General features: G+C 39.7%; 11 protein-coding genes and 13 pseudogenes. 11 read left to right on the top strand and 13 right to left on the bottom strand.

What is annotated here, in order from left to right:
• Positions 1-42: 42 nt before the first annotated feature.
• The 3 genes from lpxD to D2C78_08005 are packed head-to-tail and all read right to left on the bottom strand — an operon-like array spanning position 43 to position 2,600.
• The gene (gene lpxD, locus D2C78_07995; protein ID QEF35776.1) at positions 43-1,053 is read right to left on the bottom strand and encodes a UDP-3-O-(3-hydroxymyristoyl)glucosamine N-acyltransferase; all 1,011 of its coding nucleotides are present in this window, start codon (positions 1,051-1,053) and stop codon (positions 43-45) included.
• Entirely contained in the window at positions 1,053-1,886 is an 834-nt protein-coding gene (gene fabI / locus D2C78_08000) for an enoyl-[acyl-carrier-protein] reductase FabI (GenBank protein ID QEF35777.1), read from the bottom strand. Before fabI ends, lpxD begins: the two co-directional genes overlap by 1 nt.
• A gap of 9 nt (positions 1,887-1,895) precedes the next feature.
• Positions 1,896-2,600: a triose-phosphate isomerase gene (locus D2C78_08005; protein ID QEF35778.1), complete on the bottom strand. Its 705-nt coding sequence runs from the start codon at positions 2,598-2,600 to the stop codon at positions 1,896-1,898.
• Positions 2,601-2,811: 211 nt separating this feature from the next.
• On the opposite strand from D2C78_08005, the gene D2C78_08010 reads away from it, so the two are divergent.
• From D2C78_08010 to D2C78_08025, 4 genes and pseudogenes are all read left to right on the top strand, one after another.
• A complete protein-coding gene (locus D2C78_08010; protein ID QEF35847.1) occupies positions 2,812-3,579 on the top strand; it encodes a fumarate reductase cytochrome b subunit in 768 nt (255 codons plus the stop codon).
• 9 nt (positions 3,580-3,588) lie between these two features.
• A pseudogene (locus D2C78_08015) lies at positions 3,589-5,731 on the top strand (fumarate reductase flavoprotein subunit).
• Entirely contained in the window at positions 5,724-6,461 is a 738-nt protein-coding gene (locus D2C78_08020; GenBank protein QEF35779.1) for a fumarate reductase iron-sulfur subunit, read from the top strand. The pseudogene D2C78_08015 and the gene D2C78_08020 overlap by 8 nt, the downstream one beginning before the upstream one ends.
• Before the next feature lie 142 nt (positions 6,462-6,603).
• Positions 6,604-7,989, top strand: coding sequence for a phospholipase D family protein (locus tag D2C78_08025; GenBank protein ID QEF35780.1), 1,386 nt, complete (start codon positions 6,604-6,606; stop codon positions 7,987-7,989).
• A 5-nt stretch (positions 7,990-7,994) separates the two neighbouring features.
• On the opposite strand, the gene D2C78_08030 is transcribed toward D2C78_08025, so the two are convergent.
• Positions 7,995-8,528, bottom strand: a complete 534-nt coding sequence (locus D2C78_08030; GenBank protein QEF35848.1) for a TIGR00645 family protein — start codon at positions 8,526-8,528, stop codon at positions 7,995-7,997.
• Between the two features lie 157 nt (positions 8,529-8,685).
• On the opposite strand from D2C78_08030, the pseudogene D2C78_08035 reads away from it, so the two are divergent.
• A pseudogene (locus D2C78_08035) lies at positions 8,686-9,129 on the top strand (DUF262 domain-containing protein).
• Positions 9,130-9,163: 34 nt separating this feature from the next.
• Positions 9,164-10,380, top strand: a pseudogene (locus D2C78_08040) (DUF262 domain-containing protein).
• Positions 10,381-10,776: 396 nt separating this feature from the next.
• On the opposite strand, the gene D2C78_08045 reads toward D2C78_08040, so the two are convergent.
• The 5 genes and pseudogenes from D2C78_08045 to D2C78_08065 all read right to left on the bottom strand — a co-directional run bounded on the left by D2C78_08045 (position 10,777) and on the right by D2C78_08065 (position 15,626).
• Positions 10,777-11,586 carry an SPOR domain-containing protein gene (locus D2C78_08045; GenBank protein QEF35781.1) on the bottom strand — a complete coding sequence of 270 codons (810 nt, stop codon included), beginning with the start codon at positions 11,584-11,586 and terminating at the stop codon, positions 10,777-10,779.
• A 21-nt stretch (positions 11,587-11,607) separates the two neighbouring features.
• Positions 11,608-12,150, bottom strand: coding sequence for a DUF1882 domain-containing protein (locus tag D2C78_08050; protein ID QEF35782.1), 543 nt, complete (start codon positions 12,148-12,150; stop codon positions 11,608-11,610).
• A gap of 10 nt (positions 12,151-12,160) precedes the next feature.
• Positions 12,161-13,410, bottom strand: a pseudogene (locus D2C78_08055) (serine hydroxymethyltransferase).
• The gene (gene lysS, locus D2C78_08060; GenBank protein ID QEF35783.1) at positions 13,410-14,915 is read right to left on the bottom strand and encodes a lysine--tRNA ligase; all 1,506 of its coding nucleotides are present in this window, start codon (positions 14,913-14,915) and stop codon (positions 13,410-13,412) included. The pseudogene D2C78_08055 and the gene lysS overlap by 1 nt, the downstream one beginning before the upstream one ends.
• A 9-nt stretch (positions 14,916-14,924) precedes the next feature.
• Complete coding sequence (locus tag D2C78_08065; protein QEF35784.1) at positions 14,925-15,626, bottom strand: CvpA family protein; 702 nt, start codon at positions 15,624-15,626, stop codon at positions 14,925-14,927.
• A 224-nt stretch (positions 15,627-15,850) separates the two neighbouring features.
• Here D2C78_08065 and D2C78_08070 point away from each other — a divergent pair.
• The 3 pseudogenes from D2C78_08070 to pseI (D2C78_08080) all read left to right on the top strand — a co-directional run bounded on the left by D2C78_08070 (position 15,851) and on the right by pseI (D2C78_08080) (position 18,773).
• A pseudogene (locus tag D2C78_08070) lies at positions 15,851-17,127 on the top strand (apolipoprotein N-acyltransferase).
• Positions 17,120-17,757: pseudogene (locus D2C78_08075) on the top strand (ABC transporter ATP-binding protein). The pseudogenes D2C78_08070 and D2C78_08075 overlap by 8 nt, the downstream one beginning before the upstream one ends.
• 1 nt (position 17,758) lies before the next feature.
• Positions 17,759-18,773 (top strand): annotated as a pseudogene (gene pseI, locus D2C78_08080) (pseudaminic acid synthase).
• 525 nt (positions 18,774-19,298) lie between these two features.
• Here the strand turns inward: pseI (D2C78_08080) and D2C78_08085 are convergent.
• Positions 19,299-19,421 (bottom strand): annotated as a pseudogene (locus D2C78_08085) (elongation factor P).
• An 8-nt stretch (positions 19,422-19,429) separates the two neighbouring features.
• Here D2C78_08085 and D2C78_08090 point away from each other — a divergent pair.
• A pseudogene (locus D2C78_08090) lies at positions 19,430-19,625 on the top strand (elongation factor P).
• Between the two features lie 520 nt (positions 19,626-20,145).
• On the opposite strand, the pseudogene pseI (D2C78_08095) reads toward D2C78_08090, so the two are convergent.
• The 3 pseudogenes from pseI (D2C78_08095) to D2C78_08105 all read right to left on the bottom strand — a co-directional run bounded on the left by pseI (D2C78_08095) (position 20,146) and on the right by D2C78_08105 (position 23,048).
• Positions 20,146-21,154, bottom strand: a pseudogene (gene pseI / locus D2C78_08095) (pseudaminic acid synthase).
• A gap of 2 nt (positions 21,155-21,156) precedes the next feature.
• A pseudogene (locus D2C78_08100) lies at positions 21,157-21,735 on the bottom strand (ABC transporter ATP-binding protein).
• 48 nt (positions 21,736-21,783) lie between these two features.
• Positions 21,784-23,048 (bottom strand): annotated as a pseudogene (locus tag D2C78_08105) (apolipoprotein N-acyltransferase).
• Between the two features lie 250 nt (positions 23,049-23,298).
• Between D2C78_08105 and D2C78_08110 the strand changes: the two are divergent.
• Positions 23,299-23,704, top strand: a pseudogene (locus tag D2C78_08110) (CvpA family protein).

A 23,704-nucleotide genomic window follows, 5' to 3' on the forward strand; every position in this document is an offset into this window, starting at 1 on the left:
CATTCGTGTTCAAAATGGGCTTATTATAGCTTATTTCATTCTTTAAGACTTAAAAAACCCTTTAGCTTTTTGCAACAAACTCGTTTTTTGCTGTTTCCTGAAATTCGTTCGTAAATGAGCCAAGAAATGGTGCCATTCATGGATTTCCATAGCAGGGATCGCTCCGGCAAAATTAGTGTTAGGGGGCAAGTCTTTGCCCACCGCGCTTTTACCCCCAATTTGAGTGAATTCACCCACATGCAAATGCCCCCCAATGCCCACTTGCCCGCCAAAAACCACATTACGGCCAGTGGTTGTAGAACCGCTCAAGCCCACTTGAGAGACGACGATGCTGTGCTCGCCTAAAACGCAATTATGCCCGATTTGAACCAAGTTATCAATCTTAACGCCCTCTTTAATCAAAGTCTCGCCAAACACCGCCCTATCAATCGCCGTGTTAGCGCCAATTTCTACATTTTTTTGAATCCTAACAATCCCCACATGCTCAATTTTGACATGCTCTCCTAAAGCGGTGTGCGCATAACCAAAGCCATCGCCTCCGATCACGCTGCCTGCATGGATAGTAACATTGTCTTCTAAAATCGTGTTTTGATACAAAATGACACGAGGATACAAAACGCAATTTTTACCGATTTTGACCCCATCAGCGATCACCACGCCCGGATAAATCAAAGAGTTTTCGCCAATTTCTACGCTCTCTCCAATCATCACATTAGGCATGATCGTTACTTTTTCAAAATGTTTAGGCTCGCTAACGCTTTGTGGGTTTTTAAAAAAAGGGATTTTAAAGGCATGCGAAGCTTTGGCAAAGGCTAAATGCGGGTTATCCACGATTAAAGCTTGCATGCGTTTTGGCACTTTAGAAGATTCTTTTTTACGGATAAACACCGCCCCGGCTTTTGAATCTTTTAAAAGTTTAAGGTAACGCGCTTGGTCAATATAGCTAATATCATTAGGCGTAGCCTTATCTAATTCCGCTAAAGCATGCACTTCAAAATCGTTTGAAAATTCCGTTTCAATAGAATAGGCGCTCAACAATTCGCTTAATTTCATCAATACCCCTTATTGTTCTGCAAATCCCACAATAGCGTAGCTTTATTATCTTTTTCTTCCACAGCCCCCATGCCCATGACATGATAGCCAGCATCCACAAAATGCACTTCCCCACTCACGCCACTAGACAAGCTAGAAAGCAAATACATCCCGGCATTGCCCACTTCTTCTAAACTCACATTTTTTCTTAAAGGGGCGTTGATTTCATTCCATTTTAAAATCATTCTAAAATCAGCGATCCCGCTAGAAGCGAGCGTCCTAATAGGCCCAGCCGATAGGGCATTCACCCTTATATGGTGTTTGCCTAAATCCACCGCTAAATAACGCACCGCACTCTCTAGGGCCGCTTTAGCCAACCCCATCACGTTGTAATGCGCCATGTATTTGGTGCTGCCTAAATAGCTTAAAGTCAAAACAGACGCCCCGTTATTCAATAAAGGTTTTAGAGTGTTTGTCAGCTCTATTAAAGAATAAACAGAAATTTCCATAGCGGTGTTAAACGCGCTTTTAGAAGTTTCTAACAAGCTCCCTTCTAAAGCCTCTTTAGGGGCAAAGGCCACGCTATGAACGATAAAATCCAATGAGCCTAAATCCTTTTTAACGCTATTGTATAGCACCTTGAAATGCTCTTCTTTGCTCACATCCAATTCATACACATAGGGGCTATTCAATTCCTGCGCGATAGGCCTCACGCGCTTTTCTAAGCTCTCATTCAAATAAGTGAAAGCTAAAGTAGCTCCTTGATTGAAGCAAGATTGAGCGATCCCATAAGCGATGGATTTATTATTCGCAACCCCCACAATAAGCCCTTTTTTACCTTTTAAAAATCCCATGATTTTCCTTTATAAAAATGAAATGATTGTTTTAAAATTTTCTAATTCCCAAGACGCGCTCCCGATCAACAAGCCATCCACGCTATCAATTCCTAAAATTTCTTTAGCGTTTTGTGTGTTCACGCTCCCCCCATACAACAAGGGCGTTTTTTGATTTAAGATTTGCTTTAAAAAACCATGCGTGAGGTAAATGTCTTCTAAAGAAGCGCTTTTTTTGGTGCCAATCGCCCAAATAGGCTCATACGCCACAATTAAATTGGAATAATTGAGATCGATATTTTCTAATTGCTCGCTTAAAAATTCCTTTACAGCCACTAAACCCTTTTCTCTGGTCGTTAAATCTTCGCCAATACAATAGACAATTTTAAAATTCTTATCTTTAAAAAAATCAAACTTTTCTTTCAAAAAGCTAGGGCTTTCTTTTAAAAGCGTTCGCCTCTCGCTATGCCCTATTAAAAGCGTGTGGATTTTGAGTTCTTCTAAATGCTTTGAAGTGATTTCACCGGTAAAAGCCCCACAATCTCTAGGGTAAGCGTTTTGCGCTCCTAAAGTGAAATGCAAAAACGCATTAGGCAATAACCCCAAAAAATCAGGGAATACAAACACCCTATCAAAATGCTGCGGTTTTAAAGTTTTTTCTAATTCTTTTAAATACGCATGGCTTTTAAAAATAGGCATAGCGGATTTAAAATTAGCCATGGCAATTTTTGTCATTGAATGATCCTTATTTTATAGGTGGTCTATCCCTTATTATATCTAATAGCGTTTAAAAAATGTAAATTTTAAACAATAGCCCCCTTGAATTGAATTTTTTCCCAATTTAGGTTTTGTTTATAAGAAAAATTATTTCAAATGTAGTAAAATTAAGGCAGTGTTTTTGCGTCAAGCGATTCAGGTTAAATTTGAGTTTTTAGGAGCAGTTTTTATGCAACAAGAAGAGATTATAGAGGGTTATTATGGCGCTAGCAAAGGGCTTAAAAAGAGCGGTATTTATGCTAAGCTGGATTTTTTACAGAGCGCTACGGGCTTGATTTTAGCGCTCTTTATGATAGCGCACATGTTTTTAGTCTCAAGCATCTTGATTAGCGATGAAGCCATGTATAAAGTGGCGAAATTTTTTGAAGGGAGCTTGTTTTTAAAAGCGGGCGAGCCGGCTATTGTGAGCGTGGTTGCAGCAGGGGTTATTCTTATTTTGGTTGCGCATGCTTTTTTAGCCTTGAGAAAATTCCCTATCAATTACAGGCAATACAAGGTTTTTAAAACCCATAAGCATTTGATGAAGCATGGCGATACGAGTTTGTGGTTTATTCAAGCCTTAACCGGGTTTGCGATGTTTTTTTTAGCGAGTATCCACTTGTTTGTCATGCTCACAGAGCCTGAAAGTATCGGGCCTCATGGCTCAAGCTATCGTTTTGTAACGCAAAACTTTTGGCTTTTGTATATTTTCTTATTGTTTGCCGTAGAATTGCATGGTTCTATTGGGTTGTATCGTTTAGCGATCAAATGGGGGTGGTTTAAGAATGTGAGCATTCAAGGCTTGAGAAAAGTCAAATGGGCGATGAGCGTGTTTTTTATTGTTTTAGGGCTTTGCACCTATGGGGCTTACATTAAAAAAGGTTTAGAAAATAAGGACAATGGCATTAAAACCATGCAAGAAGCCATAGAAGCTGATGGGAAATTCCACAAAGAATAAAGGTAGAAAATGAAAATAACATATTGTGATGCGCTAATTATTGGAGGCGGATTGGCCGGGTTAAGGGCTAGTATCGCATGCAAACAAAAGGGTTTAAACACCATCGTTTTAAGCCTAGTGCCTGTCAGGCGTTCGCACTCTGCAGCCGCTCAAGGGGGCATGCAAGCGAGCCTTGCGAACGCTAAAAAAAGCGAGGGCGATAATGAAGATTTACACTTTTTAGACACGGTTAAGGGGAGCGATTGGGGGTGTGATCAGCAAGTGGCTAGAATGTTTGTAACCACTGCCCCTAAAGCCATTAGGGAATTGGCCAGTTGGGGGTGCCTTGGACTAGGATCAAAAAGGGCGATAGGCCTGCGGTCGTCAATGGTGAGCATGTAACTATCACTGAAAGAGACGACAGGCATGGTTATATCTTAAGCCGTGATTTTGGCGGCACTAAAAAATGGCGCACATGCTTTACGGCTGATGCCACAGGGCATACCATGCTTTATGCGGTCGCTAACGAAGCCTTACACCACAAGGTGGATATTCAAGACAGAAAGGACATGCTCGCTTTCATTCATCATGACAATAAATGCTACGGAGCGGTGGTAAGGGATTTAATCACAGGCGAAATTTCAGCGTATGTTTCTAAGGGCACGCTTTTAGCTACCGGAGGTTATGGGCGCGTGTATAAACACACCACTAACGCCGTGATTTGCGATGGAGCCGGGGCTGCAAGCGCTTTAGAAACCGGCGTGGCTAAATTAGGCAACATGGAAGCGGTGCAATTCCACCCTACCGCTTTAGTGCCAAGCGGGATTTTAATGACTGAAGGTTGTAGGGGCGATGGCGGTGTTTTAAGAGACAAGTTTGGCAGACGCTTCATGCCCGCTTATGAGCCGGAGAAAAAAGAGCTTGCGAGTAGGGATGTGGTCTCAAGGCGGATTTTAGAACATATCCAAAAAGGCTATGGAGCCAAATCGCCTTATGGGGATCATGTGTGGTTGGATATTGCTATTTTAGGGCGTAACCATGTGGAAAAAAACTTGAGAGATGTGCGTGATATTGCCATGACTTTTGCGGGCATTGATCCGGCTGATAGCGAAGAGCAAACCAAAGACAACATGCAAGGAGTGCCTACTAATGAGCCTGAATACGGCCAAGCGATGGCTAAGCAAAAAGGTTGGATCCCCATAAAGCCCATGCAACACTATTCTATGGGGGGGTTAGGACAAACCCTAAAGGCGAAACCCATTTAAAAGGCTTGTTTTGCGCGGGCGAAGCGGCATGCTGGGATTTGCATGGGTTTAACCGCTTGGGGGGAAATTCTGTGAGTGAAGCGGTGGTCGCTGGCATGATCATAGGGGATTATTTCGCGTCGCATTGTTTGGAAGCGCAAATTGAAATCAACACACAAAAGGTTGAAGCTTTCATTAAAGAAAGCCAGGATTATATGCATTTTTTATTGCATAATGAAGGCAAAGAAGACGTGTATGAAATTAGAGAACGCATGAAAGAAGTCATGGATGAAAAAGTGGGCGTTTTTAGAGAGGGCAAAAAATTAGAAGAAGCCCTTAAAGAATTGCAAGAGCTTTATGCACGCTCCAAAAACATTTGCGTGAAAAACAAGGTTTTACACAATAACCCTGAATTAGAAGACGCTTACCGCACCAAAAAAATGCTCAAACTCGCACTTTGTATCACTCAAGGGGCGTTACTGCGCACCGAAAGCAGAGGGGCTCACACAAGGATTGATTACCCTAAAAGAGATGATGAAAAATGGCTTAATCGGACTTTAGCGAGCTGGCCTAGCGCTGAGCAAGACATGCCCACGATTGAATACGAAGAATTAGATGTGATGAAAATGGAAATCAGCCCTGATTTTAGGGGCTATGGCAAAAAGGGCAATTTCATCCCCCACCCCAAAAAAGAAGAGCGCGACGCTGAGATTTTGAAAACGATTTTAGAACTAGAAAAGCTTGGAAAAGACAGGATAGAAGTCCAGCATGTGCTCATGCCTTTTGAATTGCAGGAAAAATACAAAGCCAGGAACATGCGTTTAGAAGATGAAGAAGTCAGGGCTAGGGGGGAACATTTGTATTCTTTCAATGTCCATGATTTATTAGACCAACACAACGCTAATTTAAAAGGAGAGCACCATGAGTGATAATGAACGAACGATTGTAGTTAGAGTGCTAAAATTTGACCCTCAAAGCGCGGTGAGTAAGCCGCATTTTAAAGAGTATCAATTGAAAGAAACGCCATCCATGACGCTCTTTATCGCTTTAAACCTCATTAGAGAGCATCAAGATCCGGATTTGAGTTTTGATTTTGTGTGCCGCGCTGGGATTTGCGGCTCTTGCGCGATGATGGTTAATGGGAGACCGAGATTGGCTTGTAAAACCCTAACTTCTAGCTTTGAAAGTGGGGTGATTACACTCATGCCCATGCCCAGTTTTACGCTCATTAAAGATTTGAGCGTGAATACGGGCGATTGGTTTTTGGATATGACTAAAAGGGTGGAGAGTTGGGCGCATTCTAAAGAAGAAGTGGATATTACTAAGCCGGAAAAAAGGGTTGAGCCTGATGAAGCTCAAGAAGTCTTTGAACTAGACAGGTGTATTGAATGTGGGTGCTGTATCGCTTCTTGTGGGACTAAACTCATGCGCCCTAATTTCATTGGAGCTGCTGGCATGAACAGAGCCATGCGCTTTATGATTGACAGCCACGATGAAAGAAGCGATGACGATTTTTATGAATTAGTCGGCGATGATGATGGCGTTTTTGGGTGCATGAGCTTGATTGCTTGCCATGACACTTGCCCTAAAGAATTACCCTTGCAAAGCAGTATCGCCACTTTGCGCAACCGAATGTTGAAAGTGGGTAAAAGCCGCTAATTTCTTTTAGTGGGTCGTTTTTGAAAATCTTTTTAGTCTTTCTAAGCGTCTTTTTTTTAATGGGTGTTTTGGGTTAGTCTATAAGACTCCCATTTCAAGCCCACCTATCTCTTATGATCCCTACACTACCACCATTGGGAGTTTGTACGCCAAAAATTTAAAAGAAAACCCTAACCATAGCACAGCCATTCTTTTAGAAGACGGCTTTGACGCTTTATTGCACAGAGTGGGTCTTATTAGAATGAGCCAAAAAAGCATTGACATGCAAACTTATATCTATAAGAACGATCTTTCTTCTCAAGTGATCGCTAAAGAACTTTTAAATGCGGCCAATCGTGGGGTGAAAGTGCGCATCCTTTTAGATGACAACGGGTTGGATTCAGATTTTTCAGATATTATGCTTTTAAATTTCCATAAAAACATTGAAGTGAAAATTTTTAACCCCTACTATATCCGCAATAAAGGCCTGCGTTATTTTGAAATGCTTGCGGATTATGAGCGCATTAAAAAACGCATGCACAACAAGCTTTTCATCGTGGATAATTTCGCTGTCATTATAGGAGGGCGCAATATTGGGGACAATTATTTTGATAACGATTTAGACACGAATTTTTTAGATTTAGACGCTTTGTTTTTTGGGGGGGTTGCTTCAAAAGCCAAAGAAAGCTTTGAACGCTATTGGAGGTTCCACCGCTCTATCCCTGTTTCATTACTAAGAACCCATAAAAGACTCAAAAACAACGCTAAAGAAATCGCTAAACTCCATGAAAAAATCCCTATCAGCGCTGAAGACAAAAACCAGTTTGAAAAAAAAGTCAATGATTTTATAGAACGATTCCAAAAATACCAATACCCCATTTATTATGGGAATGCCATTTTTTTAGCCGATTCACCCAAAAAAATTGACACGCCCTTGTATTCGCCCATCAAAATCGCTTTTGAGAAAGCCCTTAAAAACGCTAAGGACTCCGTTTTTATCGCTTCATCGTATTTTATTCCAGGCAAAAAGATGATGAAAATCTTTAAAAATCAAATTTCTAAGGGGATTGAATTGAATATTCTTACCAATTCCCTTTCATCAACGGACGCTATCGTAGTCTATGGGGCGTGGGAAAGGTATCGCAACCAATTAGTGCGAATGGGCGCGAATGTCTATGAAATACGAAACGATTTTTTCAACCGCCAGATTAAAGGGCGCTTTAGCACCAAACATTCCTTACACGGCAAGACGATTGTTTTTGATGACAATTTAACGCTTCTAGGGAGTTTTAATATTGATCCGCGCTCTGCATACATCAACACTGAAAGCGCGGTTTTGTTTGACAACCCGTCTTTTGCTAAAAGGGTGCGTTTGTCGCTTAAAGATCATGCCCAACAATCATGGCATTTGGTGGTGTATCGGCATAGAGTGATTTGGGAAGCGGTGGAAGAAGGGATTTTAATCCATGAAAAAACTTCGCCTGACACTTCCTTCTTTTTGCGCTTGATTAAAGAATGGTCTAAAGTCCTTCCTGAAAGAGAGCTTTAAAACTTTTAATGCACTTTATTTTGCGAAAAAGCGATGTTATTGGTAACAGCGGCTAAAAGCGCTGAACACACAAATACCAAATGGATCACCACTTGCCAAAAAATGGGGTTATGCGATAGGGGCGTGTCCTTAGGGATACTGGATAGAACGTCTTCTAAACTCATGTAGCGTTTGAGCAAGAAAATCGCCGAAATCGCTACAATGGAGAGTGAAACCTTTAATTTTAAAGCGTTAAAATCCGTGTGCTTTAGCCAGGTGATTTCACTAGCATCCACCTTGTCTAATTTGGAAACAAAGCTTTCATAACTGGCGAGCAGCACCATTAAAACAAGCCCGGCCATAAACAACAAATCCACTAAACCTAAGGCTGATAAAACCAAATCCGTTTCACTAATGGTGTCTAAATGGCTGAGCATGTGCCACAACTCTTTCATGAACACATAGCCTAAAACCACCAGCACTAACGACATGGCAATGCATAAAGGGGCTAGCAACCAACGAGTGGCAAACAACACTCTTTCAATCAATTTTTCTAGCATCTCAACTCTTTTAATTATGGCTTTTTGAAGCCTTGATTATAGCTAATAAAACGCCCCGAGTGGCTAACAGAACGCCTTTGATGGAGTGAAATCTCAAGCCATTCTTATGGTATTTATGGTATAAATTTGACTACTGCATGCAACAAAGGAGAAGTGAATGAAAACCACTATTAGAGAGATCTTTCAAGAGGAAGGATACAGCATCCCCAACTATCAGAGAGATTACGCTTGGAAGGACAAGAATTTTTGGGATCTGTGGGAAGATCTAGAAGAAGCGATAGAATACAACAAAAAGGGTCATAGGCATTTTATAGGCACCATGGTTGTCGCTAAGAATGAAGACAACAAAAATTTGTATGACATCATTGACGGCCAGCAGCGAACGACTACCATCTTCATGCTCTTGCATTGTCTTGGCGAACGAGCAAAATGAGAAAGACAAGCAAGAGACAAGAAAATATCTATACCAAAAGGGGGAATTAAAATTAGAAGTCGCCTCTCAAAACCAAAGCTTCTTCAAAACGCTCTTGGAAGCGGCAGAAAAGGGGAATATCAGCCAGAAAAAGATGCAGACACCGAAGGGCAAGCAAAATCTTTTTGAAGTTTTGAAGGCTATCTTAGATAAGGTCAGCAAGTTGAATAAAGAAGAAGCGAATGAGCGTTTGGAGGCGCTGTTGAAAATGGTTTTGATGCGGCTTGAAGAGCCCGATCCTGGAAGGGCCATCAGAACCTTTCAAAGCGTGAATGACAGAGGCGTGCCTCTCCTCTTGTTGGACAAACTAAAATCCCTTCTCATCTATTACTCCAACACTTTTTGCGATGGGAAAAGGGGGTTAGACCAATTCATCAACGATCATTTTGGAGAAATTTTTAAGATCTTTGCCAAGATCAAAAAGAGCGACCACATCTCCAGCGTTGGAGGCTTTGATGAAGGCGACATCTTCCGCTACCACGCAGGGAGTCAAAGATTTGATGGAATCGAGTTTTTAGGGCACTACGAAGCAAGCACGGACAAAACCTACGAGAAATTCAAAGATGAACTAAAAGAAATCAAAAAAAGCAAATTGAAAAGTTTCATCCAATCCTATGTCAGCGATTTGAAAAATTTCTATCAGGCTTTCCTTGATCTATTGAGCGAGATTGACACCAACCCAACCACCCTTAAGGTCATGCTCATCAACAAGATCAACCCGCTTTTTTTCAATTCGCTCATCCGCCTGAAAATCAACAACGAACTAGACGATGAAACGCTGAAACTCTTTGCCAAAACTGATATTGTGTTTTTCAAAGCTACTAGAAATTTAGAATCAAAGGCCTACAACCTGATTAATGCGTATCTTAAAAAGGGCAAAGAGGGATTGAAGAGCGAGATGATTGCTCAATGCAGAAATGATATAGGGCTGGCTTTTTTGCAGTCTGTAAACAACGCATCCAACTCATCATGCTTCCACTATATCTTCTTTGAAAAGAACTGCCAGGAGATGGGTCTTGCCGATCTCAAAAAATTGATCCCTGGGAAGCAATTCTCCCAAGAAAAGAGCACATCATCCCCATCAATTTATTAGAATTGGATAATGAAATTGAGATCCAAAAACTTGGTTTTGAAGACAAGAAAGATCTTGAAAACTACATTGACACATACGGCAACCTCATCTCCCTAGAAAAACCGCTCAATAGTAAAGGAAAAGATAAGGATCTGTATGAAAAAGATGAAATCTATAAAAGTAGTGAGATCCCTTTCAACAGGCGCTTTAATGTAAAAGGTTTCAACAAAAATGTTTTGATAGAAAGGAATGATGAAATGCGAGAATGGCTGATCAACACCTTCTTTAAGGATTTCGCCGCCCACTAAAGAGCGTGAGATTAAAAGAGAGTGATCGCGCTCACTCTCTTGCTTCTAGCCCCACAACCACACCCATAAAGCTAGTTCCAAAACGCTCTCTTCTTTGGAGGGTTAGAGGGGGATTAAACAACAAACAATAACTTCATAAAATTTAAACGCTCCGTAGTTTTCAAACAACAAACAAATACTTTTAACGAATGAATGCTCTTTAAGGCTGAATTTAAACGCAAGAATTATCTGAATTCCTCAAAGACCAAATAGGTATATTGATCAAAAAAATCTGTTTATCTTCATTCTCTGTTAAAATTATCCGAGCCGATGGAGTAAAGCTACCCCATCGTTTTAGCACTTGGGCGATCCGCTAAAAACGCCCAAGAAAAAAATAAGAATTTTTAGCTCAAACCCCTACCGCACTTCTATGACAACCGGTTTAGTCATTTTTTTGCTGACTTCATCGGCATGCATTAAGGCTTCTTGCTTGCTCTTATAAGGGCCTATGAGGTAACGCTTCGTCGCTCCCCTATCTTCAATCTTATGGGGGAATTGGTTAAACGCTTGCAAAAAGGCTTTATTAGGCGTGTGCGCAAAAACCCCCACTTGCAAATAATGCCCTTTAGTAAGAGTGGTTTTAGAATTGGCTTTTTTAGGGACTTCTTTATGAGCTTCTTTTTTGACTTTTAGCTCTTTAACCGCATGCTTATCTTTATCTTTATGGGCTTCCTTATCTTTAGGGGTTGCTTTAGGCTTTTTATGGGGGGTTTCTTTTTTAGCCATAGCCTGAAATTCTTTTTGAGCGCTCATGGGAATAGACTCAACAGCTTTTAATTCTTTTTGAGATTCTTGTTTTTCTTCTGTTGTTTTCATCTCCATTTGAGTTTGATCGGTTTGAGTGGGCATGTTAAACGCATCATTTTCTTGTTTTTTAACATTATCCGCCACTTTGTCTAGCTTGTCTTCTTGTTTGGGAGAATCCATATTCAAGCTTTCAAACTCATCGTCTTTTTTCTCATCTTTAGTGTTGCCTATTTTTTGCATCCCGCTATCGGTTTGTAAAAAAGTCTCTTTAGGAGCGACTCTCGTGCTTTTCCAAAACACCATTAAAAGCACCGCTAAAATGATAATGGCTATAGCCACGATCAAAAACACCTTTTTAGTGCCGCCCCCATTATTTTCTTCTTCTAAGATCACTTCATTCAGTCTTTCTTTTTCTGACATCAAAAATCCTTTCAAAAATGGTTATAAATGCTTCGCCCAAGAGCTCCCACGCTCTTTTGCAAACACTTCATAAGGTAAGGCTAAAATATTAAATTCCTTAGGCCATTCATTGCTAGGGAAAACCTTCCATTCTTTAGGCAACCCTTGCGCTAATTTCATGGACAAAGTTTTAACCAACCTTTCACCCTCGCCTAACTCCGTATGCCCCTTATGCACATATAAATGCAAATGCCCTGGCGTTTTGGTGTTATAAGCGGTAAAATTCATAAAACCTTCCTCACGAAGCAATAACTGCGCCTTATGGTAAAAACGCTCCGGATTCCTCCCGTTATAATCAAACACAATGTTTTCCACCTTATCGTTACGCAAGATGAGGTTGTGCGCGATTTCTATTTCTTTTTTCAAATGCTTTTGAATGAGCGAGCTTGTGAGCATGGCATTCACTCTTTGGAATTTATTATAATAGCAACGCCCCGCATAATCCACTCTCTCCCCCAAGCCTGGTTTTTTTTCAAAATAATGGCTTGTGTCTATCTTAATGAGCTTTAATTCCATTTCTGTCATCTTGACTCCCTTAAAAAATAGGTTGCTGGTACACAGGGAATTGATTAGCCATGGCCTTCAATTCTTCTTTCACATGCAATTGCAAACTAACATTATTAATATCATTCAAAATATCTGATATTTTATTCCCTATGATTTCAAATTCCTTAGCTCCCATGCCTCTTGCACTCAATGCCGCTGAGCCAATCCTTATCCCGCTCGTTACAAAAGGGCTGCGCGTTTCGCCAGGAATGGTGTTTTTATTCACGGTGATTCCGGCATTCCCTAATGCAATATCAGCGTCTTTCCCGCTATAAGGCTTATCCAAGAAATCCATTAAAAGCAAATGGTTAGAAGTGCCACCACTCACTAATTTATGGTTTTTTTCTTTTAACGCTTTAGCCAAAACTTGCATGTTAGATTTCACCAATTTCGCGTAAGCTTTAAATTCTGGTTTTAGATTCTCTTTAAACCCCACCGCTTTAGCAGCAATCGCATGCATCAAAGGCCCGCCTTGAGTCCCTGGGAAAATCGCTTTATCAATCTTAGCCGCTATCTCTTCATCATTGGTTAAAATAAGCCCCCTCTAGGCCCTCTTAAGGTCTTATGAGTGGTGCTTGAAACCACATGGCAATGCGGGAAAGGATGGGCATGCTCATTAGCGACCACAAGCCCTGCCACATGGGCTATATCGCCTAGTAGTAACGCCCCCACTTCATCAGCGATTTCTCTAAATTTCTTAAAATCAATTTCCCTTGGATAGGCTGAAAACCCGCACACAATGATTTCTGGCTTAACGCTTTGAGCGATTTTTAGCGCTTCTTCATAATCAATATAGCCATCCAAATTCACGCCATAAGAAAAGCTCTGGTAATGCTTGCCGGTCAAGCTCACTTTAGCGCCATGCGTTAAATGCCCTCCACAACTTAAATCCATGCCTAAAATCTTGTCATAAGGCTTTAAAAGAGCGTGATAGACAGCGTTATTAGCTTGTGAGCCTGAATGCGCTTGCACGTTAGCGAACTGGCAATTAAAAAGCTTTTTAGCCCTTTCTATGGCTAGGCTTTCTATTTTATCCACCACTTCACAGCCTCCATAATAGCGCTTGTTAGGATAGCCCTCAGCGTATTTATTCGTTAAAATGCTCCCCATAGCTTCCATAACACTAGGAAAAGTGTAATTCTCGCTCGCTATCATTTCTAAATGCTCATTTTGCCGCTTGTATTCTTCAAAGATCAATTCAAAAATTTCACTATCCGTTTGTTCTAAAAAATACGCCATTATTCTTTACTCTCAATATTAAAATCGTTTTTAACAGGACGCATCGCTGGGAATAAAATCACATCTTTAATGCTTTTAGCTCCAGTGAGTAGCATCACTAATCGGTCAATGCCTATGCCTTGCCCTGCAGTGGGGGGCATTCCATGGGCTAGGGCCCACACGTAATCTTCATCCATGTATTGGGCTTCTTCATCGCCTTTTTCTTTTTCAGCCACTTGATTTTTAAAGCGTTCTAATTGATCTAAAGGGTCGTTCAACTCGCTAAAGCCATTAGCGATTTCTTTCCCTGCAATGAACAATTCAAACCTGTCAGCAATATTAGGGTTACTATCGTTGCGTCTGGCTAAGGGACTAATTTCAATAGGGTATTGGGTTACAAAAGTGGGGTTAATGAGTTGGTGCTCTACAAAATGATCAAACGCTTCAGCGAGCAATTTGCCATGAGTGAGATTGGGCTCTACTTTGATGCCTTGCTCTAACAAATAAGCCAAAAGCCTGTCTTCTTTTTCCAAAATATCCTTACTAATGCCCCCTATTGTCTCTAAAGCGTCCAAATAGGAAATCACGCTCGTTTGGTTGAAATCCACTTCCATATCGTTATAAATGATTTTTGAATCTAAATTTAAAGTCTTTAGCAAGTAGTCAAACAATCTCTTACTGAGTTCAATCAAATCTTCATAAGTGTGATACGCCCAATAAAATTCAATCATCGTGAATTCGGGGTTATGGCTGTGATCCATGCCCTCATTCCTGAAATTACGATTGATTTCAAACACCGCTTCAAACCCCCCTACAATCAAGCGTTTGAGGTATAATTCTGGGGCGATTCTCAAATACCTCTCCACCTCCAAAGCGTTATGGTAAGTGATAAAAGGCCTTGCGTTCGCCCCGCCAGGAATGGGGTGCATCATGGGGGTTTCCACTTCTAAAAACCCTTCCATTTCAAAAAATTTCCGCACGCTAGAGACAATCAAACTGCGTTTTTTAAACACATCTTTAACGCCAGGATTGACGATCAAATCCAAGTAGCGCTGGCGGTAACGCAATTCTATATCGCTTAATCCATGAAACTTTTCAGGTAAAGGCACAATGGTTTTGCTTAAAATATGAAATTCTAGGGCATGAACGCTCAATTCACCGGTTTTGGTAGCAAAAGGGAAGCCTTTCACCAACACAATATCGCCCACTTCTAAATGCTTTTTCAAGCTTTTAAACTCATCGTTCAATTCATTTTGCGAAACATAAGCTTGTAAAATCGCGCTTTCATCTTCAATTTTAATAAAACATGCCTTACCCATTAAACGCAAGAGCTTGACCCTCCCTACAACGCTCTCGCATTTTTCTTTGTCTTTAGGCTCTTCTAAATCCTTAACATAAGCGTATTTTTCTAAAAAAGCGGCGTTGGTGAGGCTTCGTTTCAAGCCATTTTGATAAGGGTTTTTCCCTTCTTCTCTCAAGCTATTGGCTTTATGGATGCGTTGTTGGATGTATTGGTTAGAAAACATGTGATGCCTTTATAGGGGTTCTTTATTAGATGGGGTGGGGTTTGGTGGGGTTTGGTTAGCTTTTGGATCTAGCATGTTTTTAGGCAAGTCTTTAGCCTTTTCTTTTAAAGATTCCACGCCATTATCCATCGCTTTATTAAAAGACTCTTTATTTTTATTGAAAGATTCTTTATTTTTGACTTCATCGCTCATTTCTTCAAGATTGTCTTTAAGGTTTTGCTCCACATGTTTGACGCCATCAAGGCGCATGATCTTACTGGCGACGCTTTTCATGGTAGAAAAAAAAGCACTTTTTTCTTGCAAGTAGGCGTTAGCGTCTTTCATCACTTCCATTTTAGAGAGTGCATAGAGAATGAAAGAAAGCACTAAAAAAGTCTTCAAGCATGAAAAAATAAACCCTAACGCTTTGTCTATAATGCCTAACCCGCTAAAGACTAACACCTTGCCTAGCAACACTCCAAAAGCTAAAAAAAACACCCAAATAGACGCTAACACCAATAAAAAACCGATGAGATTCGTCATGGTTTCATTTCTTAAATCATACAAATGCTCTGAAAATAAATTCCCAACAGCCACAGAATAGCGAGACGCTAAATACACGCCAAGCACAATCCCTAAAGTCCCCGCCACTTCACTCACGAAGCCATGATAAAATCCTCTAATCCCAAAGGCTACCACCACCACAAGTAACGCCAAATCAATATAATTCAAACCCTAAACCCAAACCTTTCTCTCATATATCTCGCATAAAGATAGTGAGCGCTCAAAAACGCCCATTACTCTTAAATCATGCCAATTCACACTCTTTAGACTTGAAATTTGAAAATAATAACACAACTTAAAAAAAACTACCCTTAAAAAAATCAATCTAAAATTCTTAAATTAAAATATAGCTATAATACACTAAAACAATCTCAAGGTTTCACAATTTAGCCATGCGCCTTCTTCTATTCAATCAAAACGCTTTTTTATTGGCGTGCATGTTTGTTTCAAGCGTGTATGTGAACGCTGTTTTGGACGCTTATGCGATTGAAAACCCCTATATTTCTATCACACTCACAAGCCTATTAGCCCTTTAAGCATGCTAGCGTTTTTAAAAACCCCAAAGAATAGCGCTTTTGCTTTGGGTTTTTTCGTGGGGGCGTTATTATTTTACTGGTGTGCTTTAAGCTTCCGCTATTCGGATTTCACTTATTATTACCCTTAATCATTGTTTTAATAGCGTTAGTTTATGGGGTTTTATTTTATTTGTTGCTCTATTTGAAAACCCCTACTTCAGGCTTTTGAGTTTTTTAGGCTCTAGTTTTATCCACCCCTTTGGATTTGATTGGTTAGTCCCGGATAGCTTTTTTTCTTATAGCGTGTTTAGGGTGGATAAGTTATCGCTAGGGCTTGTTTTTTTGGCTTGCGTTTTTTTGAGTGCTCAAAATCTTAAAAAATACAGGATCATAGGGGTTTTATTGTTGCTTGGCGCGTTGGATTTTAATGGTTTCAAAACAAGCGATTTAAAAAAGGTTGGAAATATTGAATTAGTCTCTACAAAAACGCCCCAAGATGTGAAATTTGACTCAAATTACCTTAATGATATTGAAAACAACATTCTTAAAGAAATCAAGCTCGCTCAAAGCAAGCAAAAAACCCTGATTGTTTTTCCAGAGACCGCCTACCCCATCGCTTTAGAAAACTCCCCCTTTAAAGCGAAGCTAGAAGATTTAAGCGATAATATTGCTATTTTAATAGGGACATTACGCACTCAAGGCTATAGCCTTTATAACAGCTCGTTTTTATTTTCTAAAGAAAGCGTTCAGATCGCTGATAAAGTGATCTTAGCCCCCTTTGGCGAAACAATGCCTTTACCGGAATTTCTTCAAAAACCCCTTGAAAAGCTCTTTTTTGGCGAGAGCGCTTATTTATACCGCAACGCTCCCCATTTCAGCGATTTCACATTAGATGATTTTACTTTCCGCCCCCTGATTTGCTATGAAGGCACTTCCAAAGCCGCTTATTCAAACAGCCCTTCAAAAATTTTATCGTGATGAGCAATAACGCATGGTTTAGCCCAAGCATTGAACCCACCTTACAAAGAACGCTTTTAAAATACTACGCAAGGCGTTATGATAAGATCATCTTGCACAGCGCGAATTTTTCAACTTCTTACATTCTAAACCCTAGTTTATTAGGCGATATTCTTTTTAGGAACGATCATGATTAAAGCGATTAATATTTCTCATGCTTTTGAAAGCCTCTTATAATGGCGTGAATTTGCACATCAAGCCCAAAGAAAGCCTAGCGATTTTAGGCGTGAGTGGGAGCGGTAAAAGCACGCTTTTAAGCCATTTAGCCACCATGCTAAAACCCAATAGTGGGACGATCGGTTTGTTAGAACACCAGGATATTTATGCCTTAAATTCCAAAAAGCTTTTGGAATTACGGCGCTTAAAAGTGGGCATAATCTTCCAATCGCATTACCTTTTTAAGGGTTTTAGCGCTTTAGAAAACTTGCAAGTCGCTTCCATCCTAGCCAAGCAAGAAATAAATCATTCCCTTTAGAACAATTAGGCATAGCCCACACCCTAAAGCAAGGCGTGGGTGAATTGAGCGGCGGCCAGCAACAACGCTTAAGCATCGCCAGAGTGCTTTCTAAAAAACCTAAAATCATTATCGCTGATGAACCACCGGGAATTTAGACACCACTAGCGCTAATCAGGTCATTAGCATGCTGCAAAATTACATTATAGAAAACGAAGGGGCGTTAGTCTTAGCCACGCATGATGAGCATTTGGCTTTCACTTGCTCTCAAGTCTATCGCTTAGAAAAAGAATCTTTAATTAAGGAAAAATAAAATGTTGCAACGCCCTAAAATTGTCGCCGAATTGAGCGCTAATCATAACCAGGATTTAAACCTAGCTAAAGAAAGCCTTCATGCCATTAAGGAAAGCGGTGCGGATTTGTCAAGCTCCAAACTTACACGCCAAGCTGCATGACTTTAGATTCTAAAGAAGATCCTTTCATCATTCAAGGCACTTTATGGGATAAAGAAAATCTGTATGGATTATATCAAAGGCTTCTACCCCCTAGAATGGCATGCTGAATTGTTTGAGTTGGCTAAAAAGCTTGATTTAGGCATTTTTAGCTCGCCCTTTAGCTCAAAAGCTTTAGAGCTTTTAGAGAGCCTAGATTGCCCCATGTATAAAATCGCTAGTTTTGAAATCGTTGATTGGACTTGATTGAAAAGGCCGCTCGCACACAAAAGCCCATTATCCTTTCTAGCGGTATCGCCACACACACCGAATTGCAAGACGCTATCTCGTTGTGCAAAGGAGTGGGCAATTTTGACATCACCCTTTTAAAATGCGTGAGCGCTTATCCCAGTAAAATAGAAGATGCTAACCTATTAAGCATGGTTAAATTAGGCGAAACCTTTGGCGTTAAATTTGGCTTGAGCGATCACACGATTGGTTCTCTTTGTCCCATTTTAGCCACCACTTTAGGAGCGAGCATGATAGAAAAGCATTTCATTTTAAACAAATCCTTACAAACCCCAGACAGCGCTTTTAGCATGGATTTTAACGAATTTAAAGCATGGTTGAAGCCATCAAGCAAAGCGTTTAGCCTTAGGCGAAGAAGAGCCTAAAATCAATCCAAAGACTTTAGAGAAGCGAAGATTTTTTGCGCGCTCTTTATTTGTCATTAAGGATATTCAAAAAGGCGAAGCATGACTAGCGATAATATCAAAGCCTTACGCCCCAACCTTGGCTTACACCCTAAATTTTATAAAGAAATTTTAGGTCAAAAGGCATCAAAATTTTTAAAGCCAACACCCCTTTAAGCGCTGATGATATAGAACGCTCACTGTAGATTTGATTAAAAAATGGGATTTTCAAATTTGTTTTGTGGTTTTAGATTTGATTTTAAACTCATTTCTTTATTTTATAAACTCTTAAGGGGATAGGGAATATCACTCTCATCACATATTGCAACTAGAGCCTTATTTAAATTCCAATTAACTTCAATTTTTTAATAAAAACAGATTACTTTGTTGTTATCGTTTAAACTTATAATAAATCCCATTTTTTAGGGAAATATTTTGCACTTAATACCCATAACCCCAATCAATTCCCTAACCCTAAAGACAGCTTTTTAAGAGATTATCCGCTTGATTAAATCAAGCTCTTATATCAATCTCTTATGTTTAATCTTAAAAATGCCTTTGAACATTTTTATTGGCACTCAATGAAAAAAGTCAATCCATTTTAAATAATTTTAATCACAGATTCCACACACGCTCTAAATAAAGCTCATTAAACAAAGCTCAAATAAGGGGCTGATAATACCCTATGACAAAAGGCTGTTTCTAAAGCACTAGATCAATAAAAAATAATCTCACTTCACCTTTTCAAGATACTCTTCTGTTTCCGTATTGACTTTAATCACTTCACCCTCTAAAACATGGAAAGGCACTTGCACGACCGCACCGGTTTCTAAAGTCGCTGGTTTTTTGCTCGCGATTTCAAGTGGATGTGCCGCAAGTTGTGGCTTTTAAAGATTGTAGAAACAGCCCCTAATTTTAAGGGCGATACTTCAAGCGCGAGCAAAAAACCAGCGACTTTAGAAACCGGTGCGGTCGTGCAAGTGCCTTTCCATGTTTTAGAGGGTGAAGTGATTAAAGTCAATACGGAAACAGAAGAGTATCTTGAAAAGGTGAAGTGAGATTATTTTTTATTGATCTAGTGCTTTAGAAACAGCCTTTTGTCATAAGGGGTATTATCAGCCCCCTTATTGAGCTTTGTTTAATGAGCTTTATTTAGAGCGTGTGTGGAATCTGTGATTAAAATTATTTAAAATGGATTGACTTTTTTCATTGAGTGCCAATAAAATGTTCAAAGGCATTTTTTAAGATTAAACATAAGAGATTGTATAAGAGCTTGATTAATCAAGCGGATAATCTCTTAAAGCTGTCTTTAGGGTTAGGGAATTTGATTGGGGGTTATGGGTATTAAGTGCAAATATTCCCTAAAAAATGGGATTATTATAAGGTTAAAACGATAACAACAAAGTAATCTTGTTTTATTAAAAATTGAAGTTAATTGGAATTTAAATAAGCTCTAGTTGCAATATGTGATGAGAGTGATATTCCCTATCCCTTAAGAGTTTATAAAATAAAGAAAATGAGTTTAAAATCAAATCTAAAACCACAAACAAATTTGAAAATCCCATTTTTTAATCAAATCTACAGTGAGCGTTCTATATCATCAGCGCTTAAAGGGTGTTGGCTTTTAAAAATTTTGATGCCTTTTGACCTAAAATTTCTTTATAAAATTTAGGGTGTAGCCAAGGTTGGGGCGTAAGGCTTTGATATTATCGCTAGTCAATGCTTCGCCTTTTGAATATCCTTATGACAAATAAAGAGCGCGCAAAAATCTTCGCTTCTCTAAAGTCTTTGGATTGATTTTAGGCTCTTCTTCGCCTAAGGCTAAAACGCTTTGCTTGATGGCTTCAACCATGCTTTAAATTCGTTAAAATCCATGCTAAAAGCGCTGTCTGGGTTTGTAAGGATTTGTTTAAAATGAAATGCTTTTCTATCATGCTCGCTCCTAAAGTGGTGGCTAAAATGGACAAAGAGAACCAATCGTGTGATCGCTCAAGCCAAATTTAACGCCAAAGGTTTCGCCTAATTAACCATGCTTAATAGGTTAGCATCTTCTATTTTACTGGATAAGCGCTCACGCATTTTAAAAGGGTGATGTCAAAATTGCCCACTCCTTTGCACAACGAGATAGCGTCTTGCAATTCGGTGTGTGTGGCGATACCGCTAGAAAGGATAATGGGCTTTTGTGTGCGAGCGGCCTTTTCAATCAAGTCCAAATCAACGATTTCAAACTAGCGATTTTATACATGGGGCAATCTAGGCTCTCTAAAGCTCTAAGCTTTTGAGCTAAAGGCGAGCTAAAAATGCCTAAATCAAGCTTTTTAGCCAACTCAAACAATTCAGCATGCCATTCTAGGGGGGTAGAAGCCTTTTGATATAATCCATACAGATTTTCTTTATCCCATAAAGTGCCTTGAATGATGAAAGGATCTTCTTTAGAATCTAAAGTCATGCAGCTTGGCGTGTAAGTTTGGAGCTTGACAAAATCCGCACCGCTTTCCTTAATGGCATGAAGGCTTTCTTTAGCTAGGTTTAAATCCTGGTTATGATTAGCGCTCAATTCGGCGACAATTTTAGGGCGTTGCAACATTTTTATTTTTCCTTAATTAAAGATTCTTTTTCTAAGCGATAGACTTGAGAGCAAGTGAAAGCCAAATGCTCATCATGCGTGGCTAAGACTAACGCCCTTCGTTTCTATAATGTAATTTGCAGCATGCTAATGACCTGATTAGCGCTAGTGGTGTCTAAATTCCCGGTGGGTTCATCAGCGATAATGATTTTAGGTTTTTTAGAAAGCACTCTGGCGATGCTTAAGCGTTGTTGCTGGCCGCCGCTCAATTCACCCACGCCTTGCTTTAGGGTGTGGCTATGCCTAATTGTTCTAAAGGGAATGATTTATTTCTGCTTGGCTAGGATGGAAGCGACTTGCAAGTTTTCTAAGCGCTAAAACCCTTAAAAAGGTAATGCGATTGGAAGATTATGCCCACTTTTAAGCGCCGTAATTCCAAAAGCTTTTGGAATTTAAGGCATAAATATCCTGGTGTTCTAACAAACCGATCGTCCCACTATTGGGTTTTAGCATGGTGGCTAAATGGCTTAAAGCGTGCTTTTACCGCTCCCACTCACGCCTAAAATCGCTAGGCTTTCTTTGGGCTTGATGTGCAAATTCACGCCATTATAAAGAGGCTTTTCAAAAGCATGAGAATATTAATCGCTTTATCATGATCGTTTCCTAAAAAGAATATCGCCTAATAACTAGGGTTTAGAATGTAAGAAGTTGAAAAATTCGCGCTGTGCAAGATGATCTTATCATAACGCCTTGCGTAGTATTTTAAAAGCGTTCTTTGTAAGGTGGGTTCAATGCTTGGGCTAAACCATGCGTTATTGCTCATCACGATAAAAATTTTTGAAGGGCTGTTTGAATAAGCGGCTTTGGAAGTGCCTTCATAGCAAATCAGGGGGCGGAAAGTAAAATCATCTAATGTGAAATCGCTGAAATGGGAGCGTTGCGGTATAAATAAGCGCTCTCGCCAAAAAAGAGCTTTTCAAGGGTTTTTGAAGAAATTCCGGTAAAGGCATTGTTTCGCCAAAGGGGCTAAGATCACTTTATCAGCGATCTGAACGCTTCTTTAGAAATAAAACGAGCTGTTATAAAGGCTATAGCCTTGAGTGCGTAATGTCCCTATTAAAATAGCAATATTATCGCTTAAATCTTCTAGCTTCGCTTTAAAGGGGGAGTTTTCTAAAGCGATGGGGTAGGCGGTCTCTGGAAAACAATCAGGGTTTTTTGCTTGCTTTGAGCGAGCTTGATTTCTTTAAGAATGTTGTTTCAATATCATTAAGGTAATTTGAGTCAAATTTCACATCTTGGGGCGTTTTGTAGAGACTAATTCAATATTTCCAACCTTTTTTAAATCGCTTGTTTTGAAACCATTAAAATCCAACGCGCCAAGCAACAATAAAACCCCTATGATCCTGTATTTTTTAAGATTTTGAGCACTCAAAAAAACGCAAGCCAAAAAAACAAGCCCTAGCGATAACTTATCCACCCTAAACACGCTATAAGAAAAAAGCTATCCGGGACTAACCAATCAAATCCAAAGGGGTGGATAAAACTAGAGCCTAAAAAACTCAAAAGCCTGAAGTAGGGGTTTTCAAAATAGAGCAACAAATAAAATAAAACCCCATAAACTAACGCTATTAAAACAATGATTAAGGGTAATAAATAAGTGAAATCCGATAGCGGAAGCTTAAAGCACACCAGTAAAATAATAACGCCCCCACGAAAAAACCCAAAGCAAAAGCGCTATTCTTTGGGGTTTTTAAAAACGCTAGCATGCTTAAAGGGGCTAATAGGCTTGTGAGTGTGATAGAAATATAGGGGTTTTCAATCGCATAAGCGTCCAAAACAGCTTCACATACACGCTTGAAACAAACATGCACGCCAATAAAAAAGCGTTTTGATTGAATAGAAGAAGGCGCATGGCTAAATTGTGAAACCTTGAGATTGTTTTAGTGTATTATAGCTATATTTTAATTTAAGAATTTTAGATTGATTTTTTTAAGGGTAGTTTTTTTTAAGTTGTGTTATTATTTTCAATTTCAAGTCTAAAGAGTGTGAATTGGCATGATTTAAGAGTAATGGGCGTTTTTGAGCGCTCACTATCTTTATGCGAGATATATGAGAGAAAGGTTTGGGTTTAGGGTTTGAATTATATTGATTTGGCGTTACTTGTGGTGGTGGTAGCCTTTGGGATTAGAGGATTTATCATGGCTTCGTGAGTGAAGTGGCGGGGACTTTAGGGATTGTGCTTGGCGTGTATTTAGCGTCTCGCTATTCTGTGGCTGTTGGGAATTTATTTTCAGAGCATTTGTATGATTTAAGAAATGAAACCATGACGAATCTCATCGGTTTTTTATTGGTGTTAGCGTCTATTTGGGTGTTTTTTTTAGCTTTGGAGTGTTGCTAGGCAAGGTGTTAGTCTTTAGCGGGTTAGGCATTATAGACAAGCGTTAGGGTTTATTTTTTCATGCTTGAAGACTTTTTAGTGCTTTCTTTCATTCTCTATGCACTCTCTAAAATGGAAGTGATGAAAGACGCTAACGCCTACTTGCAAGAAAAAAGTGCTTTTTTTCTACC

It is taken from the genome of Helicobacter pylori, assembly GCA_008032935.1.
GTDB classification, from domain to species: Bacteria; Campylobacterota; Campylobacteria; order Campylobacterales; family Helicobacteraceae; genus Helicobacter; species Helicobacter pylori_CX.